This window comes from Streptomyces gardneri, assembly GCF_006539185.1.
GTDB lineage: Bacteria > Actinomycetota > Actinomycetes > Streptomycetales > Streptomycetaceae > Streptomyces > Streptomyces gardneri.
The window spans coordinates 158,741-177,699 of record NZ_BJMN01000001.1; the positions used below are offsets into that span (position 1 = coordinate 158,741).

15 protein-coding genes and 1 pseudogene are annotated in these 18,959 nt (G+C 72.4%); 7 read left to right on the forward strand and 9 right to left on the reverse strand.

Annotated features, from left to right (window positions below; translation table 11 throughout):
- Positions 1-36 precede the first annotated feature (36 nt).
- Together SGA01_RS00625 and SGA01_RS00630 are read left to right on the forward strand one after the other, a co-directional pair.
- On the forward strand, positions 37-537 hold the full coding sequence (locus tag SGA01_RS00625) for a hypothetical protein (RefSeq protein ID WP_024757478.1): 501 nt from the start codon (positions 37-39) through the stop codon (positions 535-537).
- Positions 538-553: 16 nt separating this feature from the next.
- Positions 554-919, forward strand: coding sequence for an RNA-binding S4 domain-containing protein (locus SGA01_RS00630; RefSeq protein ID WP_141292336.1), 366 nt, complete (start codon positions 554-556; stop codon positions 917-919).
- A gap of 51 nt (positions 920-970) precedes the next feature.
- Here SGA01_RS00630 and SGA01_RS00635 read toward each other — a convergent pair whose 3' ends face one another.
- From SGA01_RS00635 to SGA01_RS00645, 3 genes are all read right to left on the reverse strand, one after another.
- Entirely contained in the window at positions 971-3,169 is a 2,199-nt protein-coding gene (locus SGA01_RS00635) for a terpene synthase family protein (RefSeq protein ID WP_141292337.1), read from the reverse strand.
- A 159-nt stretch (positions 3,170-3,328) separates the two neighbouring features.
- Positions 3,329-5,266, reverse strand: coding sequence for an N-acetylmuramoyl-L-alanine amidase (locus tag SGA01_RS00640; protein ID WP_141292354.1), 1,938 nt, complete (start codon positions 5,264-5,266; stop codon positions 3,329-3,331).
- 406 nt (positions 5,267-5,672) lie between these two features.
- The gene (locus tag SGA01_RS00645) at positions 5,673-6,800 is read right to left on the reverse strand and encodes an aminoglycoside phosphotransferase family protein (protein WP_141292338.1); all 1,128 of its coding nucleotides are present in this window, start codon (positions 6,798-6,800) and stop codon (positions 5,673-5,675) included.
- 234 nt (positions 6,801-7,034) lie between these two features.
- Between SGA01_RS00645 and SGA01_RS00650 the strand changes: the two genes are divergently transcribed.
- Positions 7,035-8,528: a DNA-binding protein NsdB gene (locus SGA01_RS00650; protein ID WP_141292339.1), complete on the forward strand. Its 1,494-nt coding sequence runs from the start codon at positions 7,035-7,037 to the stop codon at positions 8,526-8,528.
- Positions 8,529-8,724: 196 nt separating this feature from the next.
- Here the strand turns inward: SGA01_RS00650 and SGA01_RS00655 are convergent, their stop codons facing one another.
- Positions 8,725-10,215: a PP2C family protein-serine/threonine phosphatase gene (locus tag SGA01_RS00655; protein ID WP_141292340.1), complete on the reverse strand. Its 1,491-nt coding sequence runs from the start codon at positions 10,213-10,215 to the stop codon at positions 8,725-8,727.
- A gap of 366 nt (positions 10,216-10,581) precedes the next feature.
- On the opposite strand from SGA01_RS00655, the gene SGA01_RS00660 reads away from it, so the two are divergent.
- Together SGA01_RS00660 and SGA01_RS00665 are read left to right on the forward strand one after the other, a co-directional pair.
- A complete protein-coding gene (locus tag SGA01_RS00660) occupies positions 10,582-11,730 on the forward strand; it encodes a hypothetical protein (protein ID WP_371865951.1) in 1,149 nt (382 codons plus the stop codon).
- A 55-nt stretch (positions 11,731-11,785) separates the two neighbouring features.
- A complete protein-coding gene (locus SGA01_RS00665) occupies positions 11,786-13,009 on the forward strand; it encodes a threonine synthase (RefSeq protein WP_141292341.1) in 1,224 nt (407 codons plus the stop codon).
- Positions 13,010-13,048: 39 nt separating this feature from the next.
- Here the strand turns inward: SGA01_RS00665 and SGA01_RS00670 are convergent, their stop codons facing one another.
- On the reverse strand, positions 13,049-13,711 hold the full coding sequence (locus SGA01_RS00670; RefSeq protein WP_141292342.1) for an NADPH-dependent F420 reductase: 663 nt from the start codon (positions 13,709-13,711) through the stop codon (positions 13,049-13,051).
- Between the two features lie 76 nt (positions 13,712-13,787).
- On the opposite strand from SGA01_RS00670, the pseudogene SGA01_RS00675 reads away from it, so the two are divergent.
- Positions 13,788-13,964 (forward strand): annotated as a pseudogene (locus tag SGA01_RS00675) (transposase); the annotation flags it as partial.
- On the opposite strand, the gene SGA01_RS00680 reads toward SGA01_RS00675, so the two are convergent.
- The gene (locus SGA01_RS00680) at positions 13,963-16,203 is read right to left on the reverse strand and encodes an MMPL family transporter (protein ID WP_229917673.1); all 2,241 of its coding nucleotides are present in this window, start codon (positions 16,201-16,203) and stop codon (positions 13,963-13,965) included. The pseudogene SGA01_RS00675 and the gene SGA01_RS00680 overlap by 2 nt on opposite strands.
- 124 nt (positions 16,204-16,327) lie before the next feature.
- On the opposite strand from SGA01_RS00680, the gene SGA01_RS00685 reads away from it, so the two are divergent.
- Positions 16,328-16,918 carry a TetR/AcrR family transcriptional regulator gene (locus SGA01_RS00685; protein ID WP_141292343.1) on the forward strand — a complete coding sequence of 197 codons (591 nt, stop codon included), beginning with the start codon at positions 16,328-16,330 and terminating at the stop codon, positions 16,916-16,918.
- A gap of 123 nt (positions 16,919-17,041) precedes the next feature.
- Here the strand turns inward: SGA01_RS00685 and SGA01_RS00690 are convergent, their stop codons facing one another.
- The 3 genes from SGA01_RS00690 to SGA01_RS00700 all read right to left on the reverse strand — a co-directional run bounded on the left by SGA01_RS00690 (position 17,042) and on the right by SGA01_RS00700 (position 18,852).
- On the reverse strand, positions 17,042-17,284 hold the full coding sequence (locus SGA01_RS00690; RefSeq protein ID WP_218037797.1) for a metal-sensitive transcriptional regulator: 243 nt from the start codon (positions 17,282-17,284) through the stop codon (positions 17,042-17,044).
- 78 nt (positions 17,285-17,362) lie between these two features.
- Positions 17,363-18,274, reverse strand: coding sequence for a sulfite exporter TauE/SafE family protein (locus SGA01_RS00695; RefSeq protein ID WP_141292344.1), 912 nt, complete (start codon positions 18,272-18,274; stop codon positions 17,363-17,365).
- Positions 18,271-18,852 (reverse strand): rhodanese-like domain-containing protein, encoded by a 582-nt coding sequence (locus SGA01_RS00700; protein WP_141292345.1) that lies wholly within the window; start codon positions 18,850-18,852, stop codon positions 18,271-18,273. Before SGA01_RS00700 ends, SGA01_RS00695 begins: the two co-directional genes overlap by 4 nt.
- Positions 18,853-18,959: the final 107 nt, after the last annotated feature.

The window sequence follows — 18,959 nt, forward strand, 5'->3', positions numbered from 1 at the left end:
CGCGGCATCGCGCGCCGGGGCACGTACCATGGCCGTATGTCCTTCCTCCGCCGCCGCAGCGCCGCCACTCCCGCGGGCCCGGACTTCGATGTCCTGGCCATGGATCCGGGCGACTGGCCCGGCAATCTCGGCGCCGGTCTGCTGCCCGCCCCCGACGGCTCCTGCCAGGGCGTGTTCCTCCGGTACGACCTGTTCGGCGGCCGCGGCCCCGCGATGATCATCGGCAACCTCCCCGAGGGCTCCCCGGCGCGCGAGCTCGCCGACGGGCAGATCCCCTTCGAGGTCGCCCAGCTCCTCGCGGCCCTGGAGAACGACGAGCCGGTCGAGGTGCTCGACACCGAGGACGTCCCCGTGATGCAGGGCGACAACCTCCTCATCGTCCGCCGCCTCAAGCTCTCCGAGAGCCGCATCTCCTGCGTCCAGTTCGACCGCAGCGACAACGTCCTCGTGACGATCGCCAGTTGGGACCGGCCGATCACCGACGACCTGTACGCGCTGCTCAAGCCCCTGCCCGCCGAGCTGTTCCAGCAGGGCTGACGGGAAGCGGGGGCCGATGAGCGCGCGCGTCGACGCCTGGATCTGGGCGGTCCGCCTCACCAAGACCCGGGCCCAGGCCGCCGCGGCCTGCCGGGCCGGGCACGTCAAGGTCAACGGCGACCGGGCCAAGCCCGCGCAGTCGGTGAAGCCGGGCGACGAGGTCAGGATCTTCCACGGCGGCCGTGAACGGATCGTCGAGGTCAAGGAGTTGCACATCAAGCGGGTCGGGCCGCCCGTCGCCGTCGAGGCGTACGTGGACAACAGCCCGCCCCCGCCGCCCCGCGAGCACGTCGCCGTCGCGGCGGTACGCGACCGGGGCGCGGGCCGCCCCACCAAGCGCGAGCGCCGCGAGATCGACGACCTGCGCGGCCGGCGCACCTGATCCGATGACCCGAAGGCCTCCGGGAACCGTCCCGGAGGCCTTCGGCGCAGGTCAGCGGGGTGCGGCGCCGAGCAGCTCGGAGAGCCGCGCGGCCGAGGTGCCGAGACCCACGGGTCCGCGCCGCAGCAGCGCGCTGCCACTGCCCGCACGGACGTCCTCAGGGCCGTAACGCCGGGCCTTCCGGTGCCAGTTGAGGACACCCGCGAGCCAGTCCTCCAACTCCCGCAGATACGCCTCGAACGCCGCCCGCCCGGCCGCGTCGAGACCGAAGTCCTCGTAGAGCACGGGAACTTCACGCGCCTTCAGGTGCTCGTACTGACGCAGCCGGCCCCGCATCAGGTCGTCGACCATCGCCACCGCCGTCGGGTAGTCGCAGTCGAAGAACTTCTGGAGCACCAGAACGCCGTTGTGCACCTCGCCCTCGACCTCGATCTCCTTCTGGTACGAGAAGAGGTCGTTGACGAGCGCGCCGTAGTCCATCACCGCGTTCTCCAGGCTGCGCACCGTGCCCGACCGGAACAGCTCCGGAGGCAGCGCCGCGTCCTGCCGGATCCTGCACAGCAGCAGGGTGAGTTCGGACCCGAAGGTGCTGCGCCGCATCTCGATGTAGTCGACCGGGTCGGGCACCCGGTGCTGCACCACGTTGTGCATCTCCCACATCCAGCTGTCGAGCATCGCGTCGATCGCACCCCGCAACTGCGCTCGTGCCCGAGGGGCCATCGGCGCGGCGGTCCGGTGCCAGATGTCGGCGAGCGAGCGCTCCAGCGGGTTCACCGCGACCGCCGCGCCGGCCGACGGCTCGTCGAGCGGCATGCACGCCTTGAGCCGGTCGGTCTGCTCCTTCGCGCCGGCCAGACCGCCCGAACGCCCGAAGAGCGCCGGGTAGTAGTCGTCCGCGTACGTCCCCCAGGTCAGCCAGTCGGAGCTGAGGCACAGCTCCTCCAGGGACGCGTCCGGATCGAGGCCCGCCGAGCACAGCGCGAAGTCGAAGCCCTCCGCCAGCGACCGGTCCCAGAGGTCGTCGAGGAGCCCCATCCGCTCGGCCCAGTCCACCGTGTGCCGCTTGGCCGCCGCGTGGTGGGGGTTGACGGCGAGCGGGTACGGCAGGTCGAACTCGGGCAGCAGCGAAGGCCCCACGTGCTGGTGCGGGGCGTGGCTGAACGCCCGGTGCCGGGCCGCCGCCGGGCGCCCGAACAGGGTCCGGATGTCGAGAGCGGAGGTGCCGAGGACCCCTTCGAGCCGCGAAGGCCCCGCGACCATGCCCTCGTTCATGTACCGGCTGGAGCGCATGTGCCACTCGTGCCCGCCGGACTGCCAGTCCTGGAGCCCCTTCGCGTACGCCGCCACGGCCGCGCACTCGACCGCGCTCAGCCCCTTCTCGGCGGCGAGCAGCGGCACTTCGGTCAGGGCCGTGTTCTCGAACTGCTGGACCCGGGAGGTCAGCAGGTCGTTGACGGCCTCCGCCGCCTCCTGGGTCGTACAGCCGAGGAACCTCTCCAGGACCAGGACGCCGTTGCTGTTCTCGCCCTCGTCCTCCACCTCGCGCTGGTACGAGAAGAGGTCGTTGCGCAGGTGCACGGCGTCCGAGAAGGCGTCCCTGAGCACACGCAGCGGGCGGGAGTACGCCACCTGGGCGGGGACCTCGGCCCCTGCCGCGTACTCGACGAGACCTGCCGACCAGGGCGCGCCGCCGACCTTGCGGCGCATCTCGATGTACTCCAGGGGGTTGGCGATCCGCCCGTCGTTGATGTTGTCGAGCTCCCACAGGGACTCGTAGAGGAGGTGCTCCGTCGCCTCCGCGAACCGCACCCGCCAGCCCCCGGACATCGACGGGATCGTCCGCCGCCAGAGGTCCGCGAGACCCGCCTCCACCGGGTTGGTCGGCTCGGGCATGCCCGCCGCCGGGTCCGCCGGCATGAAGAGCGGCAGCCGGTCCAGATAGGCCTTGCCGCCCGCCCGGTCCTGGGTGCGCTTGAAGACCTCCAGGAAGTGGTCGTCGAAGAAGAAGACCCACGTGTACCAGTCCGTGACGAGGTCGAGGGTCTCTGCGTCGCAGTCGGGGTGGGTGTACGAGCAGAGCAGCGCGTAGTCGTGGGACTGGAGGTCGTGCTCCTCCCAGACGCCCGAGCCCTCCAGCATCCCCATCTCCCGTGCCCAGTCACGCGTATGCGTGCGGGCGGTCTCCACATGGGGATTGAGCCGCGCCGGATACGGAACATAGAAGTCCGGCATAACGAAGGGCTGAGCCATTTCCTGAAGGGCCTTCCGGTGAGCACGTGCGGTGACCGGCCCAGCCTTACCCGTCGCCCGGATGGCACACGCGATCTCCCGAATAGTCGTATGAACGGAGGTGGGGTGGCGCCGGAGTGTTTCTCCGGCACCACCCCGAGCCTTTCGGCCACGCCTCCGTCAGCCCTGGGAAACCCGCACGTCAGAGGCCTTCACAAAGGCCACCCGATGGCCGAACTGGATCTGGTAGTACTCCTCCTGGCCCCGGACGACCGTGTGTCCGCTGCTGTCGAACACCGGCGCGAAGTAGTACTCGCCCGGTGTGCGGTCACCCACCACGTACCGCTGACCCGCGAGCAGCTTGTACGGCAGCGGGGACACCGCCTGCACCGGCACCCCCGCCGGGTAGGCCGAGGCCTCCGGATACGCCCGCCCGTACACCGGCACCTCCGTGAGCCCCTCCCGGGGAGTGAGGACGAGCCCGCGCGCGTTCACCGCGGCCGGCTCCTTCCCCGGGTTGTGGAACCACGCCTTCTGCCCCAGGTACCAGATCGCCGTCCACTCGCCCCGGCGCTCCGCCACCGCGAAGCTCTGCCCGGTCGAGGCGCGCGCCCCGGTGTCGTTGACCCCGGTGGTCGAGTCCTGCCCACCCGGCCGCAGCCCGATGTCCTTCACCAGGGGCGCGTCGGCGCTCGGTGCGGTGTGCAGGCGCACCGCACCGCTCCCGTGCGGCGCACACACCTCGCCCGCCTTCACGCAGCCCGTGTAGACCGGCTGATGCGCGCTGTAGTCGGGCCGGATCGTCACCACTCCGGCGTGCGGACCGGCGCTCGGCGTGATCGGCCGGCCCAGCAGCTTGAAGTAGTGGGCCCAGTCCCAGTACGGGCCCGGGTCCGTGTGCATGCCCCGGATCGTCGAGGTCACCGTCCCCGGCACGGTGTCGTGCCCGAGGATGTGCTGCCGGTCCAGCAGGATGTCGTACCGCTGCGCCAGGTACCGCACGAGCCTCGCCGACGTCCGGTACATCGCCTCCGTGTACCAGGAGTCCGGCGAGGTGAGGAAGCCCTCGTGCTCCAGCCCCACCGATTTGGCGTTCACGAACCAGTTCCCCGCGTGCCACCCGACGTCCTTGAGCGGCAGGTGCTGCGCGATGTGCCCGTCCGAGGAGCGCAGCGAGTACTGCCACGACACGTACGTCGGGTCCTGCACCAGCTTCAGGGTGACGTCCCAGGTCGCCTCGGTGTCGTGGACGACGATGTAGTCGATCGACTGGGACGAGGGCCGGTCCGCCTTGTCGTGGTTGCCGTAGTCGCCGTCGCCGAACTCCTCGTACGGCGCGGGGATCCACTCGCAGGCCACCGACCGCGGGCACTCCACCGGACCCGCGGCGGGCCGGCGCAGCCCGAGCGCGTCGACCTGCTCCGTGGCGGGCGCCACCGCGGGGACGGCAGGGAGCGACACCCGCTGGCCGCTGTCCGTCGTGCGGGACTCCCCGGTCCGGATCACGTCGAACACGTCGTTCGCGTACGTCGCGGCCGTCGCCGAGTCGTCGGCACCCGAGTAGCGCGCCACGGCTCCGTACCACTCGGCGGGGTCGGCGCTCGCCGGCAGCCCGGCCTCCCGCTGCGCCGCCGCGAGCAGCGCCGCCCCACCCTCGATGTTCGCGGCGGTGGAGTCGCGCAGCTCCTCGGCAGGGATCCCGGAGAGCGCGGACGCCCGCTCCAGGGTCCGCAGCCGGCCGGGCAGCGCCTCCGACGCGGGCACGGCCGCGCTCGCGGGTGCATCGGCCGCCGTCCGGGCCGGGCGCGAGGAGTCGCCGCGCCCGTCCTCCTCGCCGTCCGAGTGGTGCGGGGCGGTGGACTCGGCGAGCGCCGTCACCGCGTCCGTCAGGTGCATCGGCCCGTATCCGCCGGTCACGCTCGGCGCACCGCCGTGGGTGTCCCAGCGCGACTGGAGGTACGACACGGCGAGCAGGACGCTCTCGGGCACGCCGTGGTGCGCGGCCGCCCGCGCGAACTGCCCTTGGAGCGTGCCCGCCTCGGGCACCTCGGCGACGGCGGACGGGGCCGCGGACAGCAGTGGCAGCAGCAGGGCGGCGGACGCGACGGCGCCCGCCACCCTCGGCACGCGGCGGGGGGACCGTGGCAGGGGTGACACACGTCTGTAGGACGTGGAACGGAGCAAGGCAGCCTCCAGGGGCGGGGGTGACACGGCGGCGTGCGGGACCGAACCCGTACAGGGGTATCGGGTCCCGGACGATCCGTCAATCACGCCTGCGCACGCGGAAGTTCCCACGTCAGGACGGGAATGGAGGCCGTTCGGCGGAGTTTCGCGACGACGGGTCCCGGGCCTGGGACGCGTCAGTGGAGTGGACCAATGGGGCCGTCGCCCGCGAGGTCCGACGGCGTGGACAAGACGGTGCGCCGTGTCCCGGTGTGTCGGCACCGGGCGCACGGCGCGCCTCCCTGGGGCCCTGTCGTGGACGTCCCGTCCGGGCCCCGTGTCGTCGGTCGGACCCGCCCCTTCAGCGCGTCCCGACCGCCGCGCGCACGGCCCGCCGTGCCATGGCGCAGTCGTCGTGCAGCCGCCTCAGGAGCAGCCGCTGTTCCTCGCCCGCGGAGAGCGCACCGGAGGGCACCGGGACGGTACCGGCCGGCGGGGCCTCCTTGATGGTGCGCTGCACCGCCGTCTCGTAGGTACGGATCTCCCGCGTCAGCACGATCATCAGGTTCACCAGGAAGGCGTCCCGGGAGGCCGGGCCCGCCTGCTGGGCGAGCTGACTGATCTGCCGCCTGGCCAGCGGCGCGTCACCGAGCACCGCCCACAGGGTCGCCAGGTCGTAGCCGGGCAGGTACCAGCCGGCGTGCTCCCAGTCGACGAGGACCGGACCGGCGGGGGAGAGCAGGATGTTGGAGAGCAGGGCGTCACCGTGGCAGAACTGCCCCATGCCCTGCCGACCGCCCGCGTGCGCCAGGCCGTGCAGCAGCTTCTGCAGGTCGTCCCGGTCCCGGTCGGTGAAGAGACCGAGCTCGTGGTAGCGCGCGATCCGCGTCCCGTAGTCCAGCGGGGCGTCGAAGGTCCCGGCCGGCGGCCGCCAGGAGTTGAGCCGGGCCACCGCGCCGAGCACCGCCCGGACATCGGCCCGCGGCGGGGCCTCGACGGGGTGGCGCGAGAGCGCCGCCGCCCGTCCGGGCATCCGCTCGATCACCAGCGTGCAGTTCTCCGGGTCCGCGGCGATGAGCCGGGGCGCCCGCACCGGCGGGCGGTGCCGGACGAAGGAGCGGTAGGAAGCTATCTCGTGCTGGAACCGCTCGACCCACGCGGGGGAATGGTCCAGTAAACACTTCGCGACCGCCGTGGTCCGTCCGGTCGTCCCGACGATCAGGACGGAGCGGCCGCTGCGCCGCAGCACCTGGACCGGGTTGAACTCCGGGCAGATGCGGTGGACCGAGGCGATCGCCATCTTCAGCTGCGCCCCCTGGGGGCCGGACAGGTCGAGTCTTCCGCTCACCGGCTGGGTGCCTGTGCCGCCCGTCCAGCGCCGGGGCCGTACGGCCTGAGGCGCGGGGGCGAGGTGCGGCCCGGCACCGGCCGGGACGACGCGGTGCTGCGGCCGGGGCGGGGCGGACACGGAGGACGATGCTGTGTACATGGAGGTGACAGATCCCTTCGTGGTCCGACGAGTTGCGTGCGTCGCCCCGCCCGCCCCCGGGTCCGCACCCTGGGGAATGAGGGCCGGTCGGCGGGGCGGGGTGGCGCGTTCCTACCTGACACCCGGGCGCGGGTGGCGGAACATCGGGCGCACCCTGGCGAACCCTGGCGAATAGTCGCCAGCCCTATGACAGGGGGTTACTGTCAACTCAGCCGAGAACCTGGGGGCTTAGACGTGACCGGACAAACCAACACCCGCCTGGCAGACCTGTTCGGCCTGGCCGGCTGGTCCAAGGGCGAACTCGCGAGACTCGTCAACCGGCAGGCGGCGGCCATGGGCCACCCCCAGCTGGCGACCGACACCTCGCGGGTGCGGCGGTGGATCGACCGGGGCGAGACCCCGCGCGATCCCGTACCCCGCGTGTTGGCAGCACTGTTCACCGAGCGACTCGGCCGTGTCGTGACCATCGAGGACCTCGGGTTCGTACGACACGGGCGCGCCGGACGAAGGCAGGTCGTCAAGAACGACGACAACCCCGACAACCTGCCCTGGCCACCCGATCGTACGGCTGCGGTCCTCACCGAATTCACGGGAATGGACCTCATGCTCAACCGACGCGGCCTGGTGGGCGCGGGTGCCGCGCTCGCCGCCGGCTCCGCACTCAGCAGCAGCATGTACGACTGGCTGCAGACCGACCCCGCACGCAAGGCCACCGCCCAGCGCGCCACCGATCCCCTCCACGCCGACCCCGCCGGGTTCGACCGTTATGAGGCCGCCCCCGTCGGGTCGGAGGAGATCGAGGCGCTGGAGTACTCGGTGAACGTGTTCCGCGCGTGGGACGCCTCCCGGGGCGGCGGCCTCCAGCGCAAGGCCGTCGTGGGCCAGCTCAACGAGGTGGGCGGCATGCTCGCCTACCGCCACGCCGACCACCTCCAGCGGCGCCTCTGGGGCGTCGCCGCCAACCTTGCCGTCCTGGCGGGCTGGATGTCCCACGATGTGGGCCTCGAACCCACGGCGCAGAAGTACTTCGTCATCGCCGCCCACGCGGCCCGCGAGGGCGGCGACCGTCCCCGGGCCGGCGAGGCGCTGTCCCGGGCGGCCCGCCAGATGGTGCACCTGGGCCGGCCCGACGACGCCCTCGACCTGATGAAGCTGGCCAAGGCCGGCGGTGGCGAGGAGATGCTGCCGCGGACGCAGGCCATGCTGCACACCATCGAGGCCTGGGCACAGGCCTCGATGGGGCGCGGGCAGGCCATGAAGCGGACGCTGGGCGAGGCGGAGGAGCTCTTCATCTCGGACCGGGCGGACGTGGAACCGCCGAGCTGGATGCAGAACTTCGACGAGGCCGACATGCACGGCATGCAGGCCCTCGCCTACCGGACCCTCGCGGATCACGACCCCTCCGCAGCGATCCCCGCTCAGCGGCACGCCAGGCTCGCCCTGGAGCTGCGCAGCCACGGGCACAACCGCTCGAAGCTCTTCGACTTCATCTCGATGGCCTCGGCCTGCTTCATCGCCGACGATCCGGAGCAGGCGGACCGCTATGCCCGGCTCGCCCTCGTCTCCATGGGGGAGACCTCCTCCCACCGGACGTGGCACCGGCTGCGGGAGATGTACCGGCTCACCGGGCAGTACGCGGGCTTCTCGAAGATCGAGGTCCTGCGCGAGGAGATCGAGCTGGCCCTGCCCAAGTCGCCGGTCAACCGTCCGAGAAACGGCGAGGCCTGAGCTCCTCGCGAGGCCGCAGGGCCATCGCGGGGGCACGGCACGACCGGGCCTTCACACAAGGGTAGGAAGGCACGACCGGGCCTTCGCAGGGGTAGAACAGGGGCAGATCACCGTCGGCCGGACGCGCCGACGACCCGAAACCCGTCCATGGGTTCCGGGTCGCTTTCGGCGACCCTTCGGGGCCCGGTGCCCTCGGTCAGCGTCCGACCTGGACCACCATCACGCAGGCGTCGTCCTCGCGCGGCTCCTCGCCGAACTCCTCGACGACCGCGCGCACGCATTCCAGCGCGTCCCGTGCTTCGGTGAGCCGGGGGCCGAGGGCGAGCAGCCGCCGCGTGCCCGTGTCGTCCTGCGCGCCGCTGCCACGGGTCAGTCCGTCCGTGTGCAGCACCAGCAGGTCACCGGGGAACAGCTGGGTCTCGGTCTCGCCGTATCTGCCGCCGGTCGTGGCCCCGAGCAGTACACCCTCGGGCCGCCGCAGGGCGTGCCCCGTCCCGTCGCGGAAGAGCAGCGGGGCGGGGTGGCCGGCCTGCGCCCAGGTCAGGGTCTGGGCGACCGGGTCGTAGCGGCAGCACATCGCGCTGCCGAGCGCGGGCTGTACGGAGGTCTCCAGGAGCTGGTTGAGGTGCCCCATCAGGTCCCCTGGGCGGATTCCGGCCACGGCCATGCCGCGCAGCGCGCCGAGGAGCATGGCCATGGAGGAGGTCGCGGCGACCCCGTGGCCCGTCAGGTCGCCCACGGTCAGCAGCGCGTCTCCGCCGGGCAGGGCCAGGGCGTCGTACCAGTCGCCGCCGATCAGGCCGGTGCTGGCGGCCGGCAGGTAGTGGGCCGCCACGTCGAGCGGGGCGGGGCCGTCGTGGGCGAAGCGGAGCGAGCCGCGCCACGGCGGGAGCACCGCTTCCTGGAGCTCGACGGCGACGCGCCGCTCGGTGCGCTCGATCTGACGGCTGCGCTCCAGGCTGTCCCGGCTCTCGCGGACCGCCCGCTGGCTGCGTCGCAGCTCGCTGACGTCTCGTAAAACGGCCCACATGGAGGCGGTGCAGCCGTCGGAGTCGAGGACGGGCTCACCCGTCATGTGCACGGTCCGCACACGGCCGTCCGTCCGGACGATCCGGAACTCGCCGTCGATGGGCTTCCCGTCGATGAGGCAGTCCGTCACCAGGCCCTGGAGCACGGACTGGTCCTCGGCGAAGACCATGGAGGGCAGTTCGTCCAGCGACATCGGGCCGCTCTCGGCGGGACGGCCGAAGATCTGGAACAGCTCCTCGGACCAACTGACCTCGTCCGTGAGGAGGTTCCACTCGGCGCTGCCGACACGGGAGAGCAGCGAGCCGGTGCGGGCCGGTGCGGCCTCGCCGTACGCGGTGCCGGGGTCGGGCTCGGTGGCCGGGTCGGGGACGATGTCGACCTCGGGCTCGGCGTCGGCCCCGGTCCCGGGCGCGACACCCTCCGGCACGCCGACGCGGAGCTGGCCCAAGTGGGCGCCCAGGTCGTCGAGTTGATGCACGGCGAGGTCGCACAGGGCACGCTGCCACCGCTGCTGGGGGTCGTCGTCGTTCGCCACGGCGTCCCGGCGGACGGCGTCCACCTCGCCGCGCAGGCGGCGGGTCTGCGAGATCAGCGCGTCCACCGCGCCCGGCTCCGGCGGCTGGGCGGGACGGTCCGCGAACAGATGGGACGGCGGCATGTCGTACTCCGATACAGGCGCGGCGCGGCCAGGTGGGAAAAGGAGGCCTGCGGACGACTGTTGCACAGCCCGGGACACCTCGTAAGGGATTTGGCAACACTCGATCCGGTGGTGCTTCTGACATATGCCTACGGCCCGACGATTATCGGACAGGCCGCGACGCGTTACGGTGCTGGGGTGGTGATCGACGACGGAAACGGCACGGTAGGCACCCGCTCGGCAGGTACGCGGGTGCGGGAAACGGGCGGGCGTGCGAGCGGAGGCGGCGACGCCCGGACCCGCGCGTATCCGGGTGCGGACATACGTGCGGGTGGGGGTGCGGGGGTGGGTGATGCCGCGATCGGCACTCCCGGGGCAGGTGCGTCCGTGCCGGGTGTCTCCGAGCCGGGCGCGGCCTCCGTGGGTCCGGCCTCGGTGGGTACGGCGGTGCTGCTCGCGGCAGCGCCCGCCGGGCGGGGGCGCGCCATGGACGCCGCGTCCGTGCTGCCGGTCCTCGCCGCCGTGCCGCCCGCCGTCCTCACCGGCACCGCCACCGCGACCGTCGTCGAACTCGCCGATCCGCTGGATCCCCAGACCGTCCTCACCCGCCTGCGCGCGGTGGCGGCGAGCCCCGGCCCCCTCGTCGTCTTCCTCGCGGGCCAACTCCACCTCGACAAGCGACAGTTCCTGCCCCATCTCGCGCTCGCCCGCACCACCGCGGCGACCCTGCGTTACACGGCGCTGCCCTGGCACTGGCTCGCGGGCGAACTCGGCCGGCGCCCCGCCGGCACCACGACCGTCGTCGCCGACCTCGCCGCGGACCCCGACGTCTGGCAGCGCCTCACCGCCGCACCGGACCTGCTGCACCTGGGGCCCGGCACGCACCTGTACGGGCGCGTGACCCCGGCCCCGCGGCGGGGCGAGCCCGCGACCCCCGACTACCTCCGCGCCTGGGCGGAGCTCTGGCGAGCCGGCGCCCGGCCGCCGCTCCCCGCGATGCACGCCGAGGCCTGCGTCCGGGCGTCGGCGGCCCGCGCGACGGCGCCGGAGGAGATCCTTCTGGCCCCCGCGCCGGTCGTCGTCCCCGCGCCCGCCGCCCCTGCTCCGGCCGCCCCCGTCGCGGCCGTCGTCCAGGATCCGCATCCCGCGATCCTCGCCGCCGCCATGGCCGGGCGGCACGGGGAGGCCGCCGCCATGGCGGCCGCCTGGGAGAGCGAGGCCCTGCGCCGGCACGGGCCCCGGTCCGCCGAGGCCGTGCACTGGACGGAGGTACGGGCCGACCTCGCCCGCCTCGCCGGCGACCCGGCCCGCAGCTGCGAACTCTGGCTGGCAGCCGCTGAGTTCAGACTTGCCCTGCGGCAGCAGGCCGACGATCCCGACGTCGAGGCGGCCGTCGACCGGGCCCATCACCAGTGGGAGCGGGTCGACGACCGCGCCAGGGCCGGCGCCCTGGGCCCCGCGCTCGTCGCGTTGCGCGAGCGGGTACCCGGCCCTCGACCGGGCGCCCTCGACGCACTGCGCCGCCGCATGGGCTGAAACCGCCCGCAGTCCCGCCCGGAGCCGACAGCGCCACCACCCGAAAGGCCACCGCGTGACCCCGTCCGACACGGCCCTGCGTTCGCTCGCCATCGCCCAGCGTTCGCTCGCCGACCCCTCCGTACGCCACCCGCTCTGGCCGCCGCTCACCGCCGGCTGTCCCGCCACCTCCACCGACGAGGTCGCGTACCCCCTCGACATCGACTACGCCTACGACGAGGTCCCCGACGACCTGTTCACGCGCCCGGCCGCCCACGGCCTCGACCGGTGGGCGCCGCTGCTCCCGCCGCTCGCCGCGCCGGGCCTCGGCGAGGGCAACACCCCGATGGTCGCGCTCCCCGACGGCGTCTGGGTCAAGGACGAGTCCCGCAACCCCACATGGAGCCACAAGGACCGACTCAACAGGGTGGCCGTCAGCGCCGCCCTCGCCTCGGGCGCGCGCGGCATCGTCGTCTCCTCCTCCGGTAACCACGGCGCGGCGGCCGCCGCCTACGCGGCCCGCGCCGGACTGCCCTGCGCCGTCTTCACCTCCCCGTACGCCCCGCCCGCCGTGGCCTCGCACCTCCGGGCCTACGGGGCGACGGTCCTGACCGTCCCGTACGAGTCGGTGCGCCCCCTGATGCGCCGGATCGTCGACGAGCTCGGCTTCCAGGCCGTCAGCAGTGTCACGGACACCGCCCACACCGGGCACCCCTTCGGGCCCGAGGGGTACAAGACCCTCGCGTACGAGGTCGCCCTCGACCTCGGCAGGGCTCCGGCTGCGGTCCATCTCCCCACCGGGTACGGCGAGTTGCTGTTCGGTGTGGCCAAGGGCTTCCAGGAGCTGGCCCGGCTGGGCGTGACCGACTCGGTCCCCCGGATGTACGCGACCGAACCCGCCGCGGCCGGAGCGCTCACCGAGGCCCTCCGCACCGGCCGGCCCACCGCCCGCGTTCCCGTCGGACCCACCCTCGCGTACGCCATCGACTGCGAGATCAACAGCTATCGCGGCGTCGTGGCCGTCCGGGCGACCGGGGGAGCGGCGCGCACGGTGACAGACGAACAGATGACGGCGGCGCGTGCGGAGTTGGCGTCCCAGGGGCTGTGGTGCGAGACCTCGGCGGCGGCCGGCCTCGCGGGCCTCCGGGCCCACGGGCCGCAGGAGACCGACGGCCCGGTCGTGTGCGTGGTCACGTCCAGCGGCTACAAGGACGTGGCCACGGCCGGGGAGACGTACGAGCCGACGGCCCCGGACTGGCCGTCGATCAGGTCCGCCCTGACGGCTGCCAGGGCGGACTGACCCACCGGCGACGGGCCCGTGTGTCCGGTCCCGCTGCGGCTACGAGGCCTCGGCGCCCGCCGCGGGCGGCACGAACCGGATGTTGAACTTGAAGGTGCCCGTCGACAGGGCGATCCCGATGAAGAGCAGGGCGAAGTGCTCCTGGCCACGCGCGGTCGCGATGCCGCCCAGGTCGAGCAGTGCATCCGCGGGCCAGCCCAGGTCGGCCAGGAGCCCGCCCACGATCCGCTTCGCCTCCGCGTCCTCACCGGAGAGGAAGACGGTGCTGGGGCCTTCGAGGGATTCCGGCGCGACCATCACCGCGCGGTCGATCGTGCAGAGGGACTTCACCACGCGCGTGTCCGGGAACGCCCGCTGGATCTCCTCGCCGAGGCTGACGACCTGGTGCGAGAGCGACTCGTCCTCCAGGAAGCCGACCGCGACGTCGAGCAGGACCTTCCCGGCGAGCGCCGGCGCCCCGATCGAGGCGAGCAGCGCCACGGAGGCGGTGCCCGGGGTCGCGTTCACGAGGACCTCCGCGTGCGCGGCGGCCCCGGCGGGGTCGTCGACCTGTAACCCTGCCTGGAGGAGCTCCTTCAGCCCCGTCAGGAGCTCTTCGTCCCCGGGCCGCCGTGACCCGAGGACGACATCGTGTCCCGCTCGCAGCCACGCTGCGGCGAGGGCCTGTCCCACATTGCCTGTTCCGAGAATTCCGATACGCATGACGGTCATCCTGGCGTCCGGCCAACCGCGCCCGCCTCGGGCGGGGGACTGGATCCGCGTCGGCCCATCGGCCTAGGCCCTCGGCCGGTCCAGAGGCGGTCTGACCAGCAAGATCCACCTCGCCTGCGACGGCAGGGGCCGTCCGCTGACCTTCGTCGTCACGGGCGGCAACGCCAACGACTGCACCCGGTTCACCGCCGCGATGGAAGCGATCCGGGTGCCCCGGATCGGTCCCGGGCGGCGCCGGGAACCTAGCGAGAAGGAGCGGGACGCGGGGCCGCGGCCGGTGTGGCAGCGGGCTCGGCGGGTGTGGGAGGCGTCCTGGGGTGTGTCGGGCGTGCGGGCCACAGGGCGTGGTCGCCGAAGAGGTGGACGAGGGCGGGAACCAGGAGCGGTCGGATGAGGAAGGTGTCCAGCAGGATGCCGAAGGCCATGGCGAAGCCGAACTGGAACAGTTCGCGGATCGGTTGGGTCATCAGGACGGCGAATGTCGCCGCGAGGATGAGGCCCGCCGAGGAGACGACGCCGCCGGTACGGGTGAGGGCGGCGCTGATGGCCTTGGCCGGGTGCAGGGTGCGCAGTTCCTGCTTGAACCGGCTCATGATGAAGATGTTGTAGTCGATGCCCAGCGCGACGAGGAACACGAAGACGTATGCGGTGACCCGGTTGCCGATGCCTTCGTCGCCGAGGACGGTCAGGGTGAAGAAGGTGGTGGCGCCCAGGGTGGCAAGGAACGACAGGATGAGCGTGGCGACCAGGTAGAGCGGCGCGAGGAGCGAGCGCAGCAGGAGGACGAGGACGGCTGTGACGACGGCCAGGACCAGAAGCACGATGAACGTCGTGTCGCGGTCGAGGGCGGAGCGGATGTCGGCGTTCTGCGCCGTCTCACCGGCGATGAGCACCGTGGTGTCCTCCACGCCGGCGGCGTCGGCCACGGCCCGCGTGGCCTCCTTGAGCGGACCGATCGCGTCGAGCGCCTTCGAGCTGTACGGGTCGAGGTCGAGGACGACCTCGTAGAAGACGGTTCTGCCGTCCTCCCCGAAGCGGGGACGTTCTCCGACCCGGCTGACACCGTCGGCTTCTCCCAGCGCGGCGCCGATGGCAGCGGCCGCAGGGGTGGAGCGCAGGTCGTCCTGGGAACGGACGACGACGGTGCTGGGTGCGATCTCGCCGAGCCCGAACGCCTCCTGGATCAGCCGCTGCCCGCGCTCCGACTCGGTGGCGGAGCGAAAACCACTGAGGGTGTTGAAGCTCTCGTGGTAGCCCAGCAAGCCGGCGCTCATCACCACGAGCAGCGCGACCACGGCCGAGGCGACCCGGACCGGGGCCCGCGCGACGAGAGCGGCGATACGGTGCCAGACGCCCGCGCCGCGACCGCGTTCGGCAGCCCTGTCCACGCCCCCAGGCCAGAAGACGCCTCCGCCCAGCAGAAGGATGAGCGCGGGAACGAAGGTGAACGCCACCAGAGCCATGACAGCCACGCCGAGGGCAAGGTACGGCCCGAAGCCGCGCAGCGCCGGGGAGACGGCCACGAGCAGGGCGAACATGGCGAGCACGATGGTGGACGCACTGGCGAGGACGGATTCGGCGGTGCGCCGCACGGCGATCTGCATGGCGCGTGGGCGGTTCGGCTCGTCGAAGAGGGCCTCGCGGAAGCGGGCGGTGATGATCAGCGCGTAGTCCGTGCCCACTCCGAACAGCAGCACGGTCATGATCGAGGCCGTTTGGGAGCTGACCGTGATGATTCCGGCGTCCGCGAGGAGTGCGCCGGTCGTCTCCGACACCCGCATCGCCACACCGACGGCGAGGAGGGGCACGAGGGCCATCAGAGGTGAGCGGTAGATGGCCAGGAGGATGACGAGAACGAGCAGGACGGTGGCCAGAAGCATGACCTTGTCACCGCCGCCGAAGACCTTCACGGTGTCGGTGGCGATTCCGGCGGGGCCGGTCACGGCGACTTCGGTGGGCCCGGCACGGTCGGACGCGAGGGAACGCACCTGGTCGACAGCATGCTGAAACGACTCGTCCGAGGGACTGCCGGCGATGGGCACGATGACCAGCTGACTGCCGCGGTCCCGCGAGACCAGTTCGGCTGCGGCGTCGGGCGTGGTGACCGTGGAGATCACGCTCGTCACCTGGGCGGGCCGGGCGGATTCCGACAGGGCCGAGGTGATCCGGGCGACGGCGTTCCCGGCGCTCGCCGCGGCGTCGGCGCCCTCGCCGCGCACCACGATGACCGCCGGCGTCGCGTCCTGGCCCGGAAGCTGTGCGCGGACGAGGTCGCGGGCCTTCATGGAGTCCGAAGCGGCGGGTGGAAGGTTGGCGGAGGCGTTGTCCTCGACGGATTCGAGAGAGGGGGCGGCCCCGGCGAGAAGGCTCGCGATCAGAACCCAGAAGGCCACCACGAAGGCGGCACGTCTCTTCGATCCCAGGAGACGTCGGACCATGCGGAAGTACATCGGTTGCATCAGGGAGCCCTCGGCCGGAAGCATGGACAGAAGTTAGAGACAGGGGTGTCTCTAAGTTGGCGCCAAGCTAACACGCGCTCCCGCGGCGTCCCGGACGAGGGGGTAGATTGCGGTCAGATGGCGCAATGCCCGACGCGGAGCGGAGAGAATGCCCAGAATCGAAGCCGACAGTGTCCGCGAGCACCGGGCCCAGCGGCTCGCTCAGCTGATCGACGCGGCTGAGGCGATCCTGAACGAGGCCGGTGTGGAGGGCCTCACCGCCGGCGCGGTCGCCGCGCGGGCCGGCATCGCCCGTAACAGCATCTACCGCTACTTCGACTCCATCGACGACCTGCTCGAACTCGTCGTGACCCGCGAGTTCCCCGCCTGGGTCGACGCGGTGGAGAGGGCCATCGCGGCCGAGACCACCCCCGTGGACCAGGCGGCCGCCTACGTCAGGGCCAACCTCGAACAGGCCGCACGCGGCGCCCACCGTTGGTGGGCCTCGCTCTCACGGGGCTCGCTCTCCGCGTCGGCGCGGGAGCGCGTGAGGGACCTGCACACCTCGCTGCACGAGGCACTCGCCAAGGTCGTCCGCGAGCTGGGCCATCCGCAGCCGGAGCTGACCGTCGCCGTGCTCCAGGCCGTCGTCGACGCCTGCATCCGCAGAATCGACCAGGGTGACGAACTGGCGACCGTGGCCGACTTCGCGGCGAGTGCCACGCGTCGACTGCTCGCGACCGAGGGCCGCACCTCGTAGGAAGATCCGGATGCGCCCATCGTGCGCTGCCTTGCCCCACCTGATTCGCGTGCGGCGGCACCACGGGTGTTCCGGGGTGGTGCCGCCGCACGGGATTCTCTGCGTCCGGTGGGACGGAAGGGGTCACGCGAGGGTGAGGAAGAGTTTCTCCAGCTCCTCCTGTGTCATGGGCGGCGTGCCGGAGTCGTCGCTGAGGCACTGCCTCATTCCGCTCGCCACGATCTTGAACCCGGCCCGGTCCAGGGCCTTGGAGACGGCCGCGAGCTGAGTGACGACGTCCTGGCACTCCCCGCCCGACTCGACCATCGCGATCACGGCGGCCAGCTGTCCCTGCGCCCGCCGCAGGCGGTTCAGGACCGGCTTCATCGATTCTTCGTCCACCTGCACAGGACTCCTCCTCCTTCACCCCCACCCGGCACGCCCCTGGAGGCATGCGTTCTTACGTCACTTCGATGATGCGCCCTGACGAGCACCTGCACCGGCACCGGCACCGGTCATCGGCCGAGGGTGGAACGCCCTTGAGCGCCTCCGCATTCGGGTGGCAACCGCGGCAGTCCCCACGGCTCCGAGTACGGCCCAGGTGGCGGGATGGGTCCACACCGCGGTGTCGAGCTGCTGGGCGAGGACGAAGAAGCCCATGACCACAACGAACCAGCCGAACGCCTTGCGCAGCGCGTCCTGCGGGATGCGGCCCGCGAGGCGGGCGCCGATCAGGCTGCCGATCACAGCCACCACGGTCACGGTCGCGGCGATGCCCCAGTCGATGGAGACGCCGGAGAGGTGACCGGCGAGTCCGGCGAAGGACTTCATCGCGATGACCAGGAGCGAGGTGCCGACCGCGATGCCCATCGGCAGTCCGCCCAGGATGGCCAGGGCCGGAACCACGAGGAATCCACCGCCGGAACCGACCAGGCCGGTCACGGCGCCGACGACGAGGCCCTCGACCGCGATGTGCTTCAGCGGCAGGTCACCGCGGGCGGGCCGGGCCTTCTTCGCCCCGTCACGCTGCTTGCGGAGCATCGCGTAGGCGGTGGCGAGCATCATCAGCGCGAACGCGATGAGGAGGACGGTGCCGGGGATGTACTCGGCGACGCGGCCGCCGGCGTATGCGCCGGCCATGCTGAAGGCGCCGAAGAGCAGCCCGGTCTTCCAGCGGACCCGGTGGGCGCGGGCGTGGGGGATCAGGGCGGCGAGGCTGGTGACGCCGACGATGAACAGCGACGTGGCGATGGCCTCCTTGGTCTCCTGTCCGACGAGGTAGACCAGGATCGGGACGGTGAGGATGGACCCGCCGCCGCCGAGGATGCCGAGGGTGACGCCGATGAGCAGGGAGACCGCGACGACAAGGGCGGTCACGACGCGCTCCGCAGCTCCGCGATCACGGTACGGACGTCGGTACGCGGGCCGCGGTTGTACGGGAGCTTGGAGAGCAGCACGCCCATGGCGCAGGAGTTGCTGAGCGCGGCGTAGGTCAGGCCGGCGCCGACGGCGGTGCCGACGAGGTGGACGCCCGGGATCAGGATGCCGGCCAGGCCGGTGGCCAGGACGATGGAGCCCGCGACGAGGCGGACCTGGCGCTCCATGTCCCACCGCTCGGGGCCCCGCTCCACGGGAGCACTCGTCGCCTCCCAGGCGGTGATCCCGCCTTCCAGGACACGGAGGTTGGGCAGACCGGCCTGCGCGAGGGCCTGTTCGGCCTCCTTCGCCCGCTGTCCGGAACGGCAGACGAGCACCACCTCCTCGTCCAGGTGTGAACGCAGCTCCGCGCGGTGCTCGCGCAGGGTGCTCAGCGGCACGTTGTACGAGCCGGCGATGTGGGCGGTGCGGAATTCGCCGGGGGTGCGCACGTCGAGCAGGCGTGGCGTACGGCCCTCCTGGACGAGGCGGTGCAGGACGGCGGGGGTGATGGACTGGATGGTGCGCTCGGTGCTCATGTGTGACTCCGGCAGGTGTATGCGGGCGGGGGTGTGTGAGGTGAGAGGGGGCCGTGGCGTGGGCCCGGGGCGGGGAAGGAGAAGGGGCCCGTCGTGGGCGGGGCGGT